Below are 16924 nucleotides of genomic sequence, written 5' to 3'. Positions count from 1 at the left end.
GCCAACGGGCGATGAATGAGGTCAATGAGGTGCTGGTGGCGCCGCGGCGGATCGGTCGCGCCAAGACGATCGACCTGCAGATCTTCAAGGACGTGTTCCGCCCGACCCGCAAGACCCGTAGTAGCGAGGGGGGGGTCGACATCGACGATGACGTGCGATTGCCGCTTCAGGGCGTATCGTCCCAGGCGCTGCGGCTGGTCGTGAAGCGGCCGTCTTGCCAGGCCAGCGTGCGGTTCTCCTCGGCCCGCCATTCTTCCCGACACAGCTCGGGCTTGCTCGTCGGATCGCACAGGCGGATCCGGATGACCTCGTTGATCACGGTCGTGTTGCCGCTCAGCCGCAGGCGCCGCTGGACGTCAGAACGTCGGACCCAACCGTCGGACAGGGTGGTCACGCGGCGCTCGGTGATGACGACACGGGCGGGGCCGATCGCGGCGTCGTCCACGAAGAGGTTGGCTTGCATGAAGCGCTGCTCGACCAGGGGCAGGAGGTAGATCTCGTGGGTGCAGCTCTTGAGGTCGTCGCTGGTGCAGCGCTCGCCGTCAGCGATGAGCAGCTGGGCGTCTTCACCGAGCGGCTCGATGCGGAGGCGCGCGCGGCGCTGTGGGGCCCATAGAGTGCCGATGCCGCGGATCTCGACGCCGCGCTCGACCCAGCGGGCGAGCGCGACCGGGCCGAGCGCGGTGCCGTCGTCGAACTGGGTGATGCGGGCCCAGACCAGCACCTGTCCGTCGGGGCCCTCGCCGAAGGTCATGTCGGCATCGGTCAATGGGCGCGACGGTAGCGGCTTGGCGGTGCTGCGTGGGTCGATGGCGGCGCTGCGCTCGTCGGGCCACGCGAGGGCGACGGGTCGGTTGCTGCATTCGTGGGGATCGTCGGGCGGGAGCATGGTCGTGCGGTCGACGCCGCGGACCAGCAGGCTGAGCCACTGCGCTGGCGGCAAGACGCGGGTGTCGGCCTCGAGGGCGCGCTCGCTGCTGACGAGGGTCGCGGGGCACACGGGCAGGGTGCCGACGCTGCGGCAGGCGAGCGAGAGGGACGCATGAAGGAGATGGCGAGCAGCGGTCGGGGATGCGTCATGTGGCCTTGTGGTGGGCGATGCCGGCGCGGGCCAAAGCCTGGGTGTAGGCGCGCTGGAGGGTCGCGCGGAACGCCGGCGTAAGGTGGTCGTGGGTCTCGCTGTGCAGCGCAGCGTAGACGGTGGTGTAGTGGCGCCAGAGGGCGGCGGCGCGGCTGGGCCAGCCGGTGACGGCGCCGCGTTCGACCTCCGCCGGGGACAGCGAGTTGAGGGCGCTTCGGGCGGCCTCGAGGGCGGAGTGGATGTATGAGCGCTGGTGGTCGACGAGGCCGGCGAAGACGCGCACGAGCTCCTCGCTGCGCTTCTCGCCGGTGTCGCGCCAGTCGAGCAGGTAGCGCAGGACCTCGTCCGCGGGTGGCGAGCGCGGCGAGCGGGTCGTTGGGGTCGGCCCAGGTGACGCCGAGCTCCTCGGCCTGGAGGGCGCGCACGTGCTGCAGCTCGAGGGTGCAGGCGGCGAACACCCGCAGCACGTCGATGATGCGGGTCAGGAATCGGCGCGACTCGTCCTCGCCGGTGGGCGCGCGCAGGCCCGGCAGCAATTCGCTGGCGGCCTGCACGATGGCGCCGCGCTCCTCGTCGGCGGCAGCGTAGGGGTCGGCCGCGCCGACCATGACTAAGCCGCCGCGGTCACGCGCCGGGAACTCGCGAAGGAGCATGTTGACGCCCTGGCGATCACCGCTGGCCTCGAGGGTTCGGACGCTGCGGGCGAGGTTCTCGTCCCAGGCGCGCCGGGCAGCCTCGAGCTGGGCGTGGTGAGGCCGCAGCTCGTGCAGCGAGGTCTGGAGGCGAGCGAGGCGGGCGGCGAAGTCGGTGTCATCGGTGGCGAAGCTGGGGAGGGCTTCGCCGATGCTGCCGGACGTTGCGGCAGCGCCGCGGGGCGCTGCGCCCCCGGGGAGGCGCGGGAGGTCGTCGCTCTCCGTCGGCTCGGCCGGAGCATCGGGGCGGGGGATCTCGAGGCGCAGCTCGAGCTCGCCGACCGTGACGACCAGACGATCGTGGAGAGGCACCGCGCCCCCACCAGCGATGCGGCGCGGGCCGATGAAGAGCCCGTTGGTCGCCCCCAGATCGCACAGGCGCAGCGCCTCGCCGTCGCTGCGGACCTCGGCGTGCCAGGCCGAGACGAACGGGAACGGTAGGACGACGTCGTTCCCGTTATCGCGGCCGATCCGCACCGGGAACACGTCGAAGAGGCGTTCGCACACGGTCCGCCGCGTCTTGTGATCGACCACCGTGATCTGCATCGACCGCATCTTGGTACCGCGCGCCAGCGACGATACGGATTTTTCGTCAAGCGCCAATCACCAACCTCGATTGGGCCTGCACAAACCGGGCAATCCCCGTTGGGGCTTGTCGCGCGGGCACGATAGTGTTTGCGTACGCCCAGGACGAACCCTCATGAGCTTGATGTCGTTTCTCCGCGCGCTCCTCGGCAACCAGCCGCTCTTCACCTTCGAGGCTGCGGCGGGGGCCGAGCTGCGAGTCGTGCGTTTCTTCGGCCGCGAGAGCCTGTCGGGACTGTTCGACTTTCACCTCGAGCTCGCCGGTGGCGAGGTCGATCTCGCCGCCATCGTCGACACGCCCGGAGTGCTCAAGATCGACGGGCTCGAGACGCCGCGCTTCGTCTCGGGTGTGATCTCCTCTTTCGAGTATATCGGCCAGTCGCGCCACCTCCAACTCTACGAAGCCCAGCTGGTTCCGTGGATCTGGCGGCTGCAGCACCGACACGACTGCCGCATCTTTCAGGACCAAAACACGCCCGACATCATCAAGGCGGCCCTGACCACGGCCGGCCTGTCGACCGAGGGCTTTCGCTTCGATCTGCTCGGTGAGTATGCCCCACGCAACTACTGCGTGCAGTACCGCGAGTCGGACCTCGCGTTCCTCAGCCGCCTCATGGAGGAGGACGGCCTCTATTACTTCTTTGAACACAGCGCTGACAAGCACGTGCTCGTGATGGCCGACCACCCGGGCGCTCACCCGCCGATACCGGGCTCACCCGTCCTATGGTTCAACCCACCGGGCGGCATGGTCGCCGATCGTGAGCATATTCAGGACTTTCGCTTTGGCGAGCGGGTGCGCCCCGGGAAGGTGTCCCTCCGCGACTTCAACCTCCACAAACCAGGTTTGCCGATGGAGGCCATGGACGTCGCCAAAGCCCGGGCCGAGCTCGAGATCTATCAATACCCGGGGGAGTATCAGGACCCGGGCCAGGGCGGGTCCCACCAGGGAAAGTCTCAGGCCAAGCTCCGATTGGAGGCGCTCCAGGCCCACCGCCGCGCCGGCTCCGGTAGCAGCGATTGTCCGCGCATCACCGCCGGGCACACCATGAAGATGGTCGGACACCCGCGCCACGACCTCGACGGTGAGTATCGCATCACGCAGGTCAGTCACGTCGGCGAGCAGCCCCAGGCCCTCGACCAGGACGCTTCTGGCGAGTTCAGCTACAGCAACCAATTCACGGCGACCGAGCGCGCACAACCTTACCGCGCCGAGCCCGTGACCCGGCGGCCGATCATGAGGGGCCTGCAGACGGCCACGGTCGTCGGGCCCGAGGGCGAGGAGGTCTATACCGACGAGCACGGCCGCGTGAAGGTCCAGTTTCACTGGGACCGCAAGGACCCTACAACGAGTCGAGCTCGTGCTGGGTGCGGGTCAGCCAGCTGTGGGCCGGCAATGGCTGGGGCGCCATGTTCATCCCGCGCATCGGCCACGAGGTGCTGGTCGATTTCATCGAGGGCGACCCCGACCGGCCGGTGATCACCGGCCGCGTCTACCACGGCGACAACAAGCCCCCCTACCCGCTCCCGGCCGACAAGACCAAGACCACCATCAAGTCCGACTCCTCCATCGGCGGCGGCGGCTACAACGAGCTCCGCTTCGAGGACCGCAAGGGCCAGGAGGAGGTCTTTCTGCACGCTCAGAAGGACTGGAACACCTTCATCCTCAATTGCCTGACCGAGACCGTCGGTGCCAGCCGCACCTCCTCGGTCGGCGGCAGCGAGACAGTCAGCGTCGGCGCGGCTCGAACGGTCAACGTCGCCACCAGTGATGCCACCACCGTGGGAATCGAGCACACGGTGACGATGGCCCCACCCCCGCCGCTGGTCCTCAAGTTCCCTTCCATCCCGTTCATCCCCCCGATCCCGCCGCTGGTGCTGCCGGTCCCGCCGACCAAGCTGACCATGCGCACCAGCTCGTTCATGGAGTTGACCGACGGCTTTGCCCTATTCGAAGTCACCAAGGGTGATCAGCGACAAGAATAAGCGGTGGTACATCTACAGCGTGGATGAGCTGAGCGCATATCTCAGTAAGACCTATGGGCCTCCGTTCGCGCCGCCCAAACGTGAAGCGAGCAGCTTCGGGTATGCGAGGTATCATCCTGTTCCGCGGAGGGATCACGGGCGCCACAGGGCACGCCGATCTATGGAACGGATTCTCTTGCGAGGGAACGTGCTACTTCGGGGCCCTGCGGATCGAGTTCTGGGAGGCACCCTCGGTACCGCCGACCGGTGTCGGGGTTCGGTAGGGGTGGTAAGAAGGGACAACCCAACCCTGATTGGGGTTGCCGTCGGAAGACGCCATGCAGATTGCTGCTTGTCGAAGCGCTGCGATGATGTTTACCTGAATCTACAGGATAATTCGCAGTGAGCTTGATGTCATTCCTTCGCACGCTCCTCGGCGACCAGCCGCTCTTCACCTTCGAGGCGGCGGGCGGCGGTGAGCTGCGGGTCTTGCGATTCTTCGGGCGCGAGGGCCTGTCGGGCCTGTTCGAGTTTCACTCCGAGCTTGCTGGCGGGGAGGTCGACCTCGCCGCCATCGTCGACAAGCCGGGGGTCCTCAAGATCGGCGGCATCGAGGCGCCACGCTTCATCTCGGGCGTGATCTCGTCCTTCGAGTACGTTGGCCAGTCGCGCCATCTCCAGCTCTACGAGGCCCAGCTCGTGCCGTGGATCTGGCGCCTGCAGCACCGCCATGACTGCCGCATCTTTCAGGACCTGGGCACCCCCGACATCTTGAAGGAGGTCCTGACGCAGGCTGGACTCGCGGCCGAGGGCTTTCGCCTCGACCTGCTCGGCGAGTACGCCCCGCGCAACTACTGCGTGCAATACCGCGAATCCGACCTCGGATTCATCAGCCGTCTGATGGAGGAGGACGGCATCTTCTACTTCTTCGAGCACAGCGCCGACAAGCACGTGCTCGTGATGGCCGACCACTCCGGGGCCCATCCGCCGATCGCCGGGTCGCCCGCGTTGTGGTTCAGCCCGCCCGGAGGCATGGTCGCGGACCGCGAGCACGTGACAGAGTTTCGCTTCGGCGAGCGCGTGCGCCCGGGCAAGGTCTCGCTCCGCGACTTCAACCTTCACAAGCCGGGGCTCCCCATGGCTGCCGCGGAGGAGGCCAAGGCCCGCGCCGAGCTCGAGGTCTATCAATACCCGGGCGAGTACCAGGACCCCGGGCAGGCCGGCGCGCATCAGGGCAAGACGCAAGCCAAATTGCCAGGACTCGAAGCCCTCCAGGCGCAGCGCCGGGCTGGCGCCGGCAGCAGCGATTGCCCGCGCATCACGGCCGGGCACACCTTGAAGCTGATCGGTCACCCCCGCCATGATCTCGACGGCGACTACCGCGTCATTCAGGTCAGCCACGCCGGCAATCAACCCCAGGTGCTCGACCAAGACGCTGCGGGTGAGTTCAGCTACAGCAACGAATTCACGGTCACCGAGCGCGCCCAGCCGTTCCGCGCCGAAGCTGCGACCCACCGCCCCGTCATGCGCGGCCTGCAGACCGCCACTGTGGTCGGCCCCGAGGGCGAGGAGGTCTATACCGACGAGCACGGGCGTGTGAAGATCCAATTCCACTGGGACCGCACGGACCCGGTACAACGAGACCAGCTCGTGCTGGGTCCGTGTCAGCCAGCTATGGGCGGGCAACGGCTGGGGCAGCATGTTCCTGCCCCGCATCGGCCACGAGGTGCTGGTCGATTTCATCGAAGGTGACCCCGACCGCCCCGTCGTGACCGGCCGCGTGTACCACGGCGACAACAAGCCCCCTTATCCGCTGCCCGCGGACAAGACGAAGACCACCATCAAGTCCGACTCTTCACTCGGTGGTGGCGGCTTCAACGAGTTGCGTTTCGAGGACCGCAAGGGCCAGGAGGAGGTGTTCCTCCACGCGCAGAAGGACCTCAACGAGGTCGTGCTCAACGACAACAGCCGCACCGTCACGGCCAACCAGACCTTCTCTGTGGGCGGCAACCAGTCCTTCACCATCACCAAGAATCGGAGCGTCACGGTCAGCGAGGGAGACGAGTCGCTGACGGTGACAACGGGGAAGAGCACCACGTCGATCGAGATGGACCGCGGCGTCACGGTCCTGACCGGAAACAGCTCGCTGGACGTGAAGACGGGCTCGCGCTCGGTGACGGTCAAGCAGGGGATCACGGAGACGTCGACCGATGCCAACATCAGCCTCACCGCGCAGACAGAGATGAGCCTCACTGCCAAGACCGCGTCCGTGTCGGTGACGGCGGAGACCGACGTCTCGCTCCGGGCCAACACCGCGACGTTCAAGGCGTCGGCGTCGAAGGACGTGTCCCTGTCCTCGGACACCGCGACGCTGACCGCGGTCGCGCTGCAGAGCGTCTCTATCAACTCGATCGCCAGCACGCTCTCCCTCGGCAGCTTCCAGCGCGCTTCGCTCGGGTCGATGATGGACGTCCTGGTCGCCGCGCCGCTCGGAGTACACATCAGCGGCGGCGTCGGCGTCGACGTCGGCGCGAACAAGGTCGTGATCACGGCTGGCGAGGAGATCACGCTTCAGGTCGGCGGCAGCGCGATCACGATCAAGGCGGACGGAATCACGGTGTCCGGCCCCAAGATCACCAGCACGGCGATCGGCATGCATGAGATCTCTGGCGCGCTCATCAAGATCAACTGAGGCGAAACGTTGCGGCTATTGCAAGAGCTTCGCGGCGAACTGGCGGGCTTCCTGGGCGACCCGGAGCACGGTGTCTGCGTCCTGCGCGGCGCCCGCGAGCAGCTGCCCTTTGTGTACCGCCTGCTCCACGGTTCCGAGGCGAGCTCCACGGACGTGTTCCTGAGCTTTCCCCACCCGTTCACAACCGCAGAGGCATACGTCGAGGTGATCACGGAGCGGATCGAGGCGAGCGAGCGAGCGGCCCACGGAGCCGCGCCCGCGCTCGCACGCGATTGCCCGGGCGCCGCGGCGCAGCTCAAGTCCGCCCTGGAACGCGCACGCGAGCTGTTGCCTCGCGGCCGCGACACCCCGAGGCTGGTCGTCATCTTGTGTCCACTCGAGGTCGTGGACGAGCGCGCATATACCGAGCTGGTGCGAGGCCTGAGCGATCCTGGCGGCGTGCCCCCCTGGTTTCGCCGGCTGCGGATCTTCGTGCACGCCGCCGGTGAGCCGTGGCCGCTGCCACGTTTCGTGCGGACGCTGCACTTCGACTTGTCCTCCGCGGCGCTCGCGAAGAGCGCCGCGATGGAGGCCGAAGATCCGTCGTTGCCGCGGCAGCAGCGGGCGCAGGCGCTGCTCGAGGCGGCGATGCTGGATGTGGGGCACCGTCGCTTCGAGCCGGCGCAGCGGCGGCTCGACGCCCTCTACGGCGAGGCGCAGGCGCTCAAGAGTCCGGTCCTGGCCGCGTTGGCGCTCAGCGGGCTCGGTGACATCGAGCGCATCGAGAAGCGTAGTGCTCCGGCGATCGAATGGTATGAGCGCGCCCTGGTGCCGGCCAGCGACGCGGAGGCTCCGATCGTCTTGCTCATGATCACACGCCACCTCGCTGACCTCTATTTCGCCATGGGTCGCGTCGTCGACGCGGAGGTGTTCTTCGACGGGGCGCAACAACTGGCGCGAATGATCCCCGAGCCCGAGACACAAGCCACGTCGCTGCTCGGACGCGGGCTCGCGCAGCAGCGGCGTGGAGCGGCGCCCGAGGTCTGGGCCGCCAGCTTCCTCGCGGCGGCCGAGGTGGCCCGCGACAACGACCGCGACCAGCTGGTGGCGGAGCTGCGACCGCATCTCCAGGCGAGTCGCAACCACGGGCTGCCCGCCGCGCTGCGACGATCGATCGACGCCGTGCTAGGAGGGGGCCATGGGCTCGAACGTCGGTAGCCAGACGATGCGAGCGGCCAAGGCCGAGAAGCCACCCAGTCCGGCGCGCATGCTGCAGGAGGGGCTCGGCAAGGCGATGCAGCTGGTCAGCGCGCCGACCGACGCGATCAACATGGGGATCGCCAAGCTGACGGACGGCATTTCCAAGGCGTTGCCGTCGTTCCCGGCGGCGACGTTGGGCTCCCTGGTGCTCGGGCTGCCGCACGCGCATCCGCATCCACCGAGCTTCGGCGTGCCGCTGCCGCCGCTCGGCGCCGTGGCGCTCGGGTGCTGCGTGACCGTCTTGATCGGCAGCCTGCCCGCGGCGCGCTGCGGCGACGTCGGCCTGTCTCCGACCTGCCTGGGCTACGTGCCCGGCTTCGAGATCTTCACCGGATCGTCGAAGGTATTCATCGGTGGTGCGCGGGCAGCCCGGGCGATCGACGTCACCATGCATTGCTGGCCGCCGAAGGGATGGCTGGCCCGCGGCGCGATCGCGGCGCTCACCAAGGCGGCGATGCAGGGCATGAAGGTGATGGGGAAGGCTGGGCAGGTCGCGCAGGTCGCGGGCATCGTCGCGGATACCGAGGACGCGGCCGGCGCCGCGATCGCCGGTGACTCGGCGACGGCCTCGGCCTACGCGCTCTCGGCCGGGATGGCGGTGCTCGATATGGCCGCGCAGGCCGCCTCGGACGCGGCTGCGAGCGCGCTGTCGGCGGCGATGGGGAAGGACCCCGCGGTCGGACCGCCGGTCGGGGCCATCACGCTCGGCGATTCGAGCGTCTTGATCGGCGGCTTTCCGATGCCGAGCGGGATGCAGATCGCCATGCGCAAGCTGACCAGCGCGGAGTTCGAGCCCAAGCGCAACAAGAAGGACAGCGAGGCGGGGTGTACCGAGTGTCCCAAGAAATAGACGCGAGCGAGTGCCTCGGCGACGGTGTGCGCTGGGTCGGCGATCCGGTCGACATTGTGACCGGCGCCCTGGTCGAGGCCGTGGGCGAGTTCACGATCGCGGGCCCGCTGCCGATCGCGTGGGAGCGGCACTACAGCACCGCACGCATCACGGCGGGCCCGCTGGGGTGGGGCCATACGCACGGGTTCGCCCGCACGCTGCAGGCTGCGGTCGATGGCTGGCTGCTCCGTCAGCCGGACGGTGAGACGCTGCTGTTTCCGTATGACGCGCCGACCCATCCCCAGCGTGGATGGCGATTGTTGCAGGTCGGGGCGGAGCACCAGCTGCGCGCGCCCGATAAGACGGTGCACGTATTTCGCGTGCCCACCGCGGACGTGGCGTCGCGGCCCGAGCAGATGATCCGCGGCGCCGAGGCGCTGGCCTTCGCATATGACCGCGGAGGACGACTCGTCGAGATCTGCGACCGCGGGCGCACGCGGGTCGTCGCGGTCGAGTACAGCGACGAGCGGATCTCCAGGCTGGTGTCGGTCGCGCATCCGGCTCAGGCCGAAGCACGGCCCGTGGCGATGATGCGCTACGAATATGACGCTCGCGGCGATCTGGTGGCAGCGACCGACCGTCACGGGCACCGCCGGACCTTCGCATACGACGCGGCGCACCGCATGGTCGCGCGAACCGACCGGGACGGCTACCGCTTCGTCTACGAGTACGACGCCGAGGGCCGCTGTGTGGCGTCGCGCGGGCACGACGGGGTGCAGGCGGTGTGGCTGCGCTATATGCCGGAGGCCCAGGCCACGGTCGTTCGTCACGCCGACGGCGGCGAGTGGCTGCACCGTTATGACGGGTCGCTGTCGATCACCGAGGTGATCGACCCGTACGGAGGCGTCCGGCGCTTCGAGTACGACGCGGAGGGGCGGCTGGTCGCCGAGACGGATCCCGGAGGCAATCGGCGGACGGCGCTCCACGACGCCGCGGGCGAGGTGACCGCGTGGATCAACGCGGCCGGCGGCGTGCGACCAGCCGACGACCCGACCGGCCCGCCGGCGCATCGTGTCCCGCGGACGGCGGCGGAGCTCGAGCTGGGCGACCTGGCGTCGGAGGTCCTGCTGCGCGCGCCGCTGGCCTCGGCTGGGCTGGAGCCGCTGATGACCGGCGGGGCCTCGATCTTCTCGGAGATCGTCCCGGAGCGCGACCCACGGGTAGAGCCGTCGTGTCGCCGCGACGAGCAGGGGCTCTTGAGCACGGAGACGCGTGACGGCGCCAGCCCGCGGCGGTGGATGTACACGCCGAACGGATGGCTGCGCAAGTACGTCGATCACGAGGGCGCGCTACGAATTCGAGTATGCGTCGTGGAATCACCGTGTCCTGGCCCGCGATCCGCTGGACCGCGAGATCCGCTACGAATATACGCCGAGCGAGCAGATCGCCGCGGTCGTCGACCCGGCCGGTAACCGTCACGAGTATCGCTACGACCTGCGTGACGCCCTGACCGAGGTGCACCACAGCGGGTCGCTGGTCGAGACCTATCAACACGACCGCGCCGGCAATCTTACCGCCAAGCGGGACGCTCGCGGCGAGTTGCTGGTCGAGTACGCGTACGGGGCCGAAAACCTGAAGTCGCGGCGCACACTCGCTGGCGGCGAGGAGCACCACTACGAGTATGCGCCGAACGGCCGCTTCGCGCGGGTGAACTACGGCGAGCATGTGCTGGAGTTCGCCTACGCGGCCAATGGCCGTCGCTGCCGCGACCAGCGGGACGGTCGCGGGGTGGAGCACGTGTTCGAGGGCGGGCGACTGGCGGAGACGCGGACGCTCGGACGCTTCGTGACCCACTATCGTCGGCTCGACGAGAAGACGCTGGAGATCGAGGACCCGCTGGGAAACCGGCACGCGATCGTGCTCGAGCCCGAGGGCGCGGTGGTCCGGCGGATGGCCTGCGGGGTCCATGAGGTGACGCAGTTCGACTCGCTGGGGCGCTGCCTCGGAAAGCACCTGTTCTCCGCGGACGCGCAGGCGCCGGTGTGGCGACGACGCTTCGAGTACTCGCCCGAGGGCGACCTGCTGCGGGTCGAGGACAGCGAGCGCGGGACGACGCAATACCGGCACGACGCGGCACACCAGCTGGCCGAGGTGATCGCGCCGGATGGGCGTGGGAGCGGCGAGTATCGCTATGATGTGAGCGGAAATCTGATCGCGGCGCCGCACCTGTCGGGCGTGGAGATCGCGGCGGGGAACAAGCTGGTCAAGGCGAACGGCGGGGCGCTGACGTATGACCACCGTAACAACGTGTCCCGCTGGCGGCGCGACGGCCGGGAGCTCAAGTTCCACCGCGACCCGCTCGACCGGCTGCGGCGGATCGACGGGTTCGCTGAGGCGTGGTCTGCAGACTACGACCCGCTCGGGCGCCGGACGCGGAAGACGTATGGGGCGGCGATCACCGAGTATTTTTGGGACACGGACCGCCTGGCGGCGGAGCTGCGGCCTGGTGGGCAACTGCGGGTGTATGTGTATGCGGATGACTTTTCGCTCACGCCCTGGCTGGCGATCGACTATGATTCGGCCGATGCGGCGCCAGACAGCGGCAAGCTCCACTACCTGGTCACGGACCAGCGCGGCGCGCCTGTGGCGGCGCTGGATGCGGATGGGCGCAGGGTTTGGAGCGTGCGGTTGGGGCCGTATGGGCTGGCGGAGGGTGAGCGCGAAGATTCAAAGTTTGAGCTGTCGCTGCGGCTGGCCGGGCAGTTCTGTGATGTCGAGACGGGGTTGCATTACAACCGGTTTCGGTATTACAGCCCAGAACTTGGGAGGTATCTTGGGGAGGATCCGGCGGGAACGGGGGGTGGGGTTAACCTGTATGGGTATACGAGCAATCCGCTCGTTCAGCGTGATCCTCGCGGACTGGGGTGCGGCGACGAGGACGCACGACCGGACGATGAGGTACCTGATGACCAGAAGACTCCTCTCCATGAGCGAAAAGGATGGGTCGACACATACGGCGAACAAAAGAAGATCACCGGCAATGGAAGCTGCGACCGAGATCACATCCCTTCAAAGGCAGCGCTCAAGGAGGCCGCCCGGAAATATGCCGCAGACAATGATATCTCACCAACCCCCGATCAGTGGGCGAACATTGACAAGCGAATCGATAAAGAAGGCACAACCGTGGTCGTCCCGAAGGATATCCATAAGGCAGGCCCCACCTACGGGGGCAAGAATCAACCAGACGTGGTCAGGGGTGACGCCCAAGATTTGAACGCGGCTGCAGCGCAAGACGCCAATGCGATGGTGAAGAACGCGGAGACAATGGATCCAGACAACATCGACGCGTATAAAAAAGCCGCCGACCAGATCAAGAACAAATCAAATCAGGATTACGACGATCAATTTGGAAAAATCATCGACGAGGAAACGCAGCCATGAAGAGCGCAAATTCGATGCTTAAACTTCTCGGCCGCAGATACGACGCTCCAGAAGTGAAGTCGTTGCGCGAAGAACTGATGACTGAATCTTGGCCTTCTGCTATCGCAGCAGACACACAAAGAATCGCGCTGAGTGCAAAGGCCTCGGGGGTGGATCTGACGTTTCTCCGCTCGAACGATGGCTTTCTCCTTCACCAGCTGAATTTTTGGTCGAGTGAATTTTCCAAACACGGCTATTCGCAGTTTTCTGGTGAATTGCCGAAGGGAATGATGTTCGGACAAAAGTACGAGGGCATTGTAAGATCCCTCGGAGAACCGAAGCGATCGCGGGCAGTTAGCGGGACTGTCCGAGGTTGCACATGGATCCTCGACGGACTGCGGATCTTGGCACAATATTCGGCAGCCGACGGTGGATTATCGTCGCTGGAATGCGCTCGCGCTGAGGAGTCTGCTTGAGCCCGTCTATCTACCGGCCCGACCTTGATAGCAACGCGCTCCGCCTCAACTTTGGACGCGCGTTCCGGGATGTCGTGAGTAGCTGGAAGGAGACCGCTGAGTCGCATTGGATCCAGGAAGGAGAGCGCTTGCCCGAGGTGGATCTTTGCAAGGACGCGGGGTGTCGTTTGAGATTCTGTCACCCCTCGTATATCCGCGTACCAGAGTCTGCACGCGATGAAACGATCTTTTGTAGCGTTGTATTTCATGCCCGTGGCGACTTCGACTCGCCGGGGTTCGCCGCGAGACTCCCTTATCGAATCTCTTTTACGGATCCCGCACCGGTCGTTCTGGCCAAGATGGGGCGTCGGCCAGACGAGGAAACGTCGATTTCGGGGGGCGGCAAGGCCCTCGACCTGCGTGGGGACTGTGTCGGTTGGATGTATCATTTAGACGCGTACTCGTTGCATCTATTGAGAGTTACGGATGGCACCGCCCTCGACAGCATCGTGCGCGTGCTGTGGATCCATCGCGCCTCAAAGGAGCGAATGGCGCTGCGCGCTCGGTGAAACTGGCTACTTGTATTCGTTTAAGCCGCAGCACATACGCTTGGATACGAAACGCCATCATTCGCAAAATAGAGGCTATCGAACTTCGGCAGTCATCACGTCCTCCGACGAGGTTTCTACACTCCAACAACCATCCGCGTATGCACCCCCTTCAGGTCACTACGCGCCAACCACAGATCCTCCCCGAGCTTCCGCAGCCCCAAGATCCCCGGCGGGTACGTCAAGTCCTCGATCTCCAGCACCAGGTCGTAATGAATCGGCTCCGGGGTGAACCCGGCCGTCAACGCCTGGACATTCGAGTGCCCGATCGATCCAGGCGTGAAGATCTTATAGTGCTCCCCGCTGAGCGGTCCGATGACCACCTGCGCGGCGCCTGACGGGTGCATGACCTCCGTGCCGAGCACTGCGGTATCGTCGAGGCGCGCGCTGGAGCTGCCGAGGCGGGTCCACTGCGACTCGTCGATAGGCATCCAGGCCCCGCTGAGGGGTTCGACGTGCAGCGTCGCGTTACCGAGCTGGTCGGCGAGGGCGATGCGCAGGGCCACGGCGAGCATCGCTGGTGAGCGCACGCCCGAGGCGAGGGTCGGGGCGAGGCGCAGCAGCGTCGCACGAGGCAGGCGTTGTGCGGCGCTCGACTCGTCCTGGCCGAGGAACGCGAGCACGCGTGAGGTCCACAGGTCGCGGCCGTCGGCGCGCAGGGAGCTCGGCAGGTCGACGGCGCGCAGGCCGAGGACCAGCAGGGAGAGTACGCGGTGGTGCAGGACATCGAGCAAGCCACGGATGGCCGCGCCTTGCTCGTCGTCGAGGTCGGCCTCCTCCGCCATGTAGAGTGGCAGCGGCGTGGCCGAGCCGCACAGGCCGAGCAATGAGAGGGTCAGGGTCGGACGCGGGGGCTCGCCGCGCAGCTCGACGGCTGCGACCTCGCCCACGTCGCACATGAGGGCGCTGCTGTGTTGCAAGCGGATGCGCTCGTCCTGGGCCTCGACCACGGTGCCGAGCGGTGCGGGGCCGGGGAACAGGCGCTCGAGCAGGTCGACGACGGCCAGGAACGGGTAGGATGCCGGCGCAGCGAGCACGCGGCCGAGCCAAGTCTGGGCCTCGGCCTCTAGTCCCCGATGCGCACTGGCCACGTAAACTCCATCCGGGACGGGCTTAGCACCGTCCGCAGTTCGCTCGCTACGTTGATGTTGATATGCGAGGCGTAGAGGTCGTCGAGCACGGCGCCGAACAGGCGAGCATGGCCGGCGCCGAGGAAGGCACGTTCGTCGAGCTCGACGGTGGTGCGGACGGTGCGGATGGGGACGCCGCGGACGAGGCGGGTGACGGCCTCGCGGCGGACGTCGCGGACAGCGTCGATCGTGCGCGCGCTGAGGCGGCCGCGTTGGGCGTTGGCCACCCCGTGGAAGTTGTAGAGGTGTAGCAGGCCGCGGAGCGAATCGGCGTCCGCGGGGCCACGCTGATTGAGCGCGAGGTGGGAGAGCAGGCGCCAGAGCGCCTCCGAGCCGAGAGCCATGCGCACTGGCGGCGACACCGGCGTGATGTTGGCATATCCCTTGTAGAGCGCGCCGCGCAGCTCTTCCTGAATATCACCGGCGTGGAGCGCCTCGGGGAGCGCGCGGTTGGTACATAACAGTTGCAGCGAGAGCACCTCCTCGTCGAGGACGGCGCGCTGGTCGGGTGGGTCGATCAACGAGAGATACGTGTCGATGCCGCGATCGACCGGGGAGAGCGCCCTCCGCAGCGCGAAGGCCGGAGCTGTGCCGCCCACGACCTGGCCGGCGCGGGTGAACGGGACGAACGCACGGCGTCCGCCGTGGGTGCGGCTGACGGCGACGACCGAGCGCACCTCGTAGACCTCCATGTGACGCGGGTCGACGCCATCCGCCCGCACCAGCGATTCCCGCGTCAGTGGGCCGCGGGTCACGGGTTCACCCGGCGCCTCGAAGAGATTGATCGCTGGCGTGCAGTGCAGGCGCAGCGGTGAGGGGCCCAGCGCGCCCGGGAGCGGCGGGGGACGGTCGAACTCGAACTGCAGCATCAGCCGGGCGTCGGCCAGCGGCACCTCGTGCAGGCCGGCGAGCTCGAAGAAGTGGAACTTCTCCGGCAGGGCGAAGAATTCGAGCACGCTTCGGTATCCGAGCGGCGCCGTATCTGGCCACGGCACCACCGCGCTGCCGGCCGCCGACAGCACGCGCACGGCCGTGGCGGGTAAGTGATGGGTCGATGCCGCGCCGCTGACCGAGACCCCCGTGAGGTGCTGGGTCAGCCACAGCAACAGCGTGGTGGCCAGCGCCGTGTCGCTGTGGTGGATGAAAAACCGGAGCGGCTGCGGGTCGGCGAGAGCGACGCGACCCGACTCGAACAGCTCGAGCTGGACCTCGAGCTTCGGAGCCCGCGGGAGGCTGTCGTCGAGGCGGACCTCACCGACCTTCAGCGGCCACAGGTCGACCGGGTAGCAAGTACGAAAGCGGCACGCCGTACCATCGACCGCGCGAGCCAGCAGCGGCCGCTCCGCAGGGATGCGCTGGCGAACCCGGAGGGTCTTGGGATTGGGCGCGAACTCGACGATGGTGGTCGCCGGGAGCGACCGCAGATAATGCGGCAATACCAGTTCGGCGAGCCCATGGGCAAGGTGGGCGCCGGCTTGGTCGATGCGGGCGCGCAGGCCTGCGGTCATGAACGCCACGCCCTCGAGCAAGCGCTCGACATCGGGGTCCGTCCCGCGCTCTTGCAGCGAGGCGGCGAGCGCGGGATGCTCCTGCGCAAAGGCCCGCGCCGTCTCGCGCAGGAAGGTCAGCTCACTTGCGTAGTATTCAGAGAGGTTCATGCGTCACGAGCCCTGCACGTGGAATCTCCCGCTGACCGACAGCTCGGTGCGCAAGCGCAACGGGCCTCGGCGCTCGTCGACGTAGCGGGCCGAGATCTCGAAGGCCAGCGCGAGCGGATCGCTGCTGGCTACCGGCTGGATGTTCAGGGTGCGAAGCCGGGGTTCGTACTGCAAGATCGTCGCGCGAATGCTGTGCAGCAGCGCCTGCGCGCTGGCCGGAAAGTTGTGCACCACGTCCGCAAAGTCGATGATCCCGAGCTCCGCGGACGACAGCGACTCACCGATGTGAGTGTTCAAGATCGCCTGCAGATGAGCGACCACAGCCTCCTGATCGCTGCGCCTGCTCTGCCCGCCGGCCAACCGACGATATAGCCCGCGCGCCGGGGCGCGTGACAACCTGGCGTCACCACCAGACATTCCGCTGGTCCTGGACGGGACGATCCCTTATCGCGGAGCGTATCAACACTACGCCAGTGTACTGGATGCACCGAACGGCCGCGACCCCCAATGCCGATTTGGGCAAGATCTGACACTCGTCAAGAATCGCCGAGACCCGCGAGTGTCTCAGCCCGG

Annotated in this window: 12 protein-coding genes and 4 pseudogenes; 10 read left to right on the top strand and 6 right to left on the bottom strand. The window is 67.1% G+C overall.

All coding sequences use genetic code 11. From position 1 onward, the window contains the following. Positions 1-166: 166 nt before the first annotated feature. Both IPJ59_RS18605 and IPJ59_RS18600 read right to left on the bottom strand, forming a co-directional pair. The gene (locus IPJ59_RS18605; protein WP_293272722.1) at positions 167-1000 is read right to left on the bottom strand and encodes a hypothetical protein; all 834 of its coding nucleotides are present in this window, start codon (positions 998-1000) and stop codon (positions 167-169) included. A 76-nt stretch (positions 1001-1076) separates the two neighbouring features. Further along, positions 1077-1427, bottom strand: a pseudogene (locus IPJ59_RS18600) (type VI secretion system-associated FHA domain protein); the annotation flags it as partial. Positions 1428-1506: 79 nt separating this feature from the next. On the opposite strand from IPJ59_RS18600, the gene IPJ59_RS18595 reads away from it, so the two are divergent. Together IPJ59_RS18595 and IPJ59_RS18590 are read left to right on the top strand one after the other, a co-directional pair. Then, positions 1507-1695: a hypothetical protein gene (locus IPJ59_RS18595; protein ID WP_293272720.1), complete on the top strand. Its 189-nt coding sequence runs from the start codon at positions 1507-1509 to the stop codon at positions 1693-1695. Between the two features lie 150 nt (positions 1696-1845). Continuing rightward, positions 1846-2214, top strand: a complete 369-nt coding sequence (locus IPJ59_RS18590; RefSeq protein ID WP_293272719.1) for a hypothetical protein — start codon at positions 1846-1848, stop codon at positions 2212-2214. Here IPJ59_RS18590 and IPJ59_RS37920 read toward each other — a convergent pair. Then, a pseudogene (locus IPJ59_RS37920) lies at positions 2110-2319 on the bottom strand (FHA domain-containing protein); the annotation flags it as partial. The gene IPJ59_RS18590 and the pseudogene IPJ59_RS37920 overlap by 105 nt on opposite strands. Before the next feature lie 154 nt (positions 2320-2473). Here IPJ59_RS37920 and tssI (IPJ59_RS18585) point away from each other — a divergent pair. From tssI (IPJ59_RS18585) to IPJ59_RS18550, 8 genes and pseudogenes are all read left to right on the top strand, one after another. Further along, positions 2474-4156: pseudogene (gene tssI / locus IPJ59_RS18585) on the top strand (type VI secretion system tip protein TssI/VgrG); the annotation flags it as partial. 575 nt (positions 4157-4731) lie between these two features. After that, entirely contained in the window at positions 4732-6072 is a 1341-nt protein-coding gene (tssI, locus tag IPJ59_RS18580; protein WP_293272718.1) for a type VI secretion system tip protein TssI/VgrG, read from the top strand. Next, positions 6014-7012 (top strand): annotated as a pseudogene (locus IPJ59_RS18575) (type VI secretion system Vgr family protein); the annotation flags it as partial. The gene tssI (IPJ59_RS18580) and the pseudogene IPJ59_RS18575, both read left to right, overlap by 59 nt. Positions 7013-7030: 18 nt before the next feature. Then, the gene (locus IPJ59_RS18570) at positions 7031-8209 is read left to right on the top strand and encodes a tetratricopeptide repeat protein (RefSeq protein WP_293272717.1); all 1179 of its coding nucleotides are present in this window, start codon (positions 7031-7033) and stop codon (positions 8207-8209) included. Further along, a complete protein-coding gene (locus tag IPJ59_RS18565; protein WP_293272716.1) occupies positions 8190-9101 on the top strand; it encodes a PAAR domain-containing protein in 912 nt (303 codons plus the stop codon). The genes IPJ59_RS18570 and IPJ59_RS18565 overlap by 20 nt, the downstream gene beginning before the upstream one ends. Then, complete coding sequence (locus IPJ59_RS18560; protein WP_293272715.1) at positions 9077-10552, top strand: DUF6531 domain-containing protein; 1476 nt, start codon at positions 9077-9079, stop codon at positions 10550-10552. Before IPJ59_RS18565 ends, IPJ59_RS18560 begins: the two co-directional genes overlap by 25 nt. A gap of 478 nt (positions 10553-11030) precedes the next feature. Further along, positions 11031-12521 (top strand): RHS repeat domain-containing protein, encoded by a 1491-nt coding sequence (locus IPJ59_RS18555; RefSeq protein ID WP_463673371.1) that lies wholly within the window; start codon positions 11031-11033, stop codon positions 12519-12521. After that, complete coding sequence (locus tag IPJ59_RS18550) at positions 12518-12976, top strand: hypothetical protein (protein ID WP_293272714.1); 459 nt, start codon at positions 12518-12520, stop codon at positions 12974-12976. The genes IPJ59_RS18555 and IPJ59_RS18550 overlap by 4 nt, the downstream gene beginning before the upstream one ends. 664 nt (positions 12977-13640) lie before the next feature. Here IPJ59_RS18550 and tssG read toward each other — a convergent pair. The 3 genes from tssG to tssE are packed head-to-tail and all read right to left on the bottom strand — an operon-like array spanning position 13641 to position 16711. Beyond that, entirely contained in the window at positions 13641-14600 is a 960-nt protein-coding gene (gene tssG, locus IPJ59_RS18545) for a type VI secretion system baseplate subunit TssG (protein ID WP_293272713.1), read from the bottom strand. Positions 14601-14629: 29 nt separating this feature from the next. Continuing rightward, positions 14630-16351 carry a type VI secretion system baseplate subunit TssF gene (tssF, locus tag IPJ59_RS18540; protein ID WP_293272712.1) on the bottom strand — a complete coding sequence of 574 codons (1722 nt, stop codon included), beginning with the start codon at positions 16349-16351 and terminating at the stop codon, positions 14630-14632. Positions 16352-16354: 3 nt separating this feature from the next. Beyond that, complete coding sequence (gene tssE / locus IPJ59_RS18535; RefSeq protein ID WP_293272711.1) at positions 16355-16711, bottom strand: type VI secretion system baseplate subunit TssE; 357 nt, start codon at positions 16709-16711, stop codon at positions 16355-16357. Positions 16712-16924: the final 213 nt, after the last annotated feature.

Origin of the sequence: Nannocystis sp. (assembly GCF_016714285.1) — a bacterium.
In the GTDB taxonomy this organism is placed as follows: Bacteria; Myxococcota_A; Polyangia; order Nannocystales; family Nannocystaceae; genus Nannocystis.
This window is presented reverse-complemented; position numbering and strand designations above follow the sequence as displayed.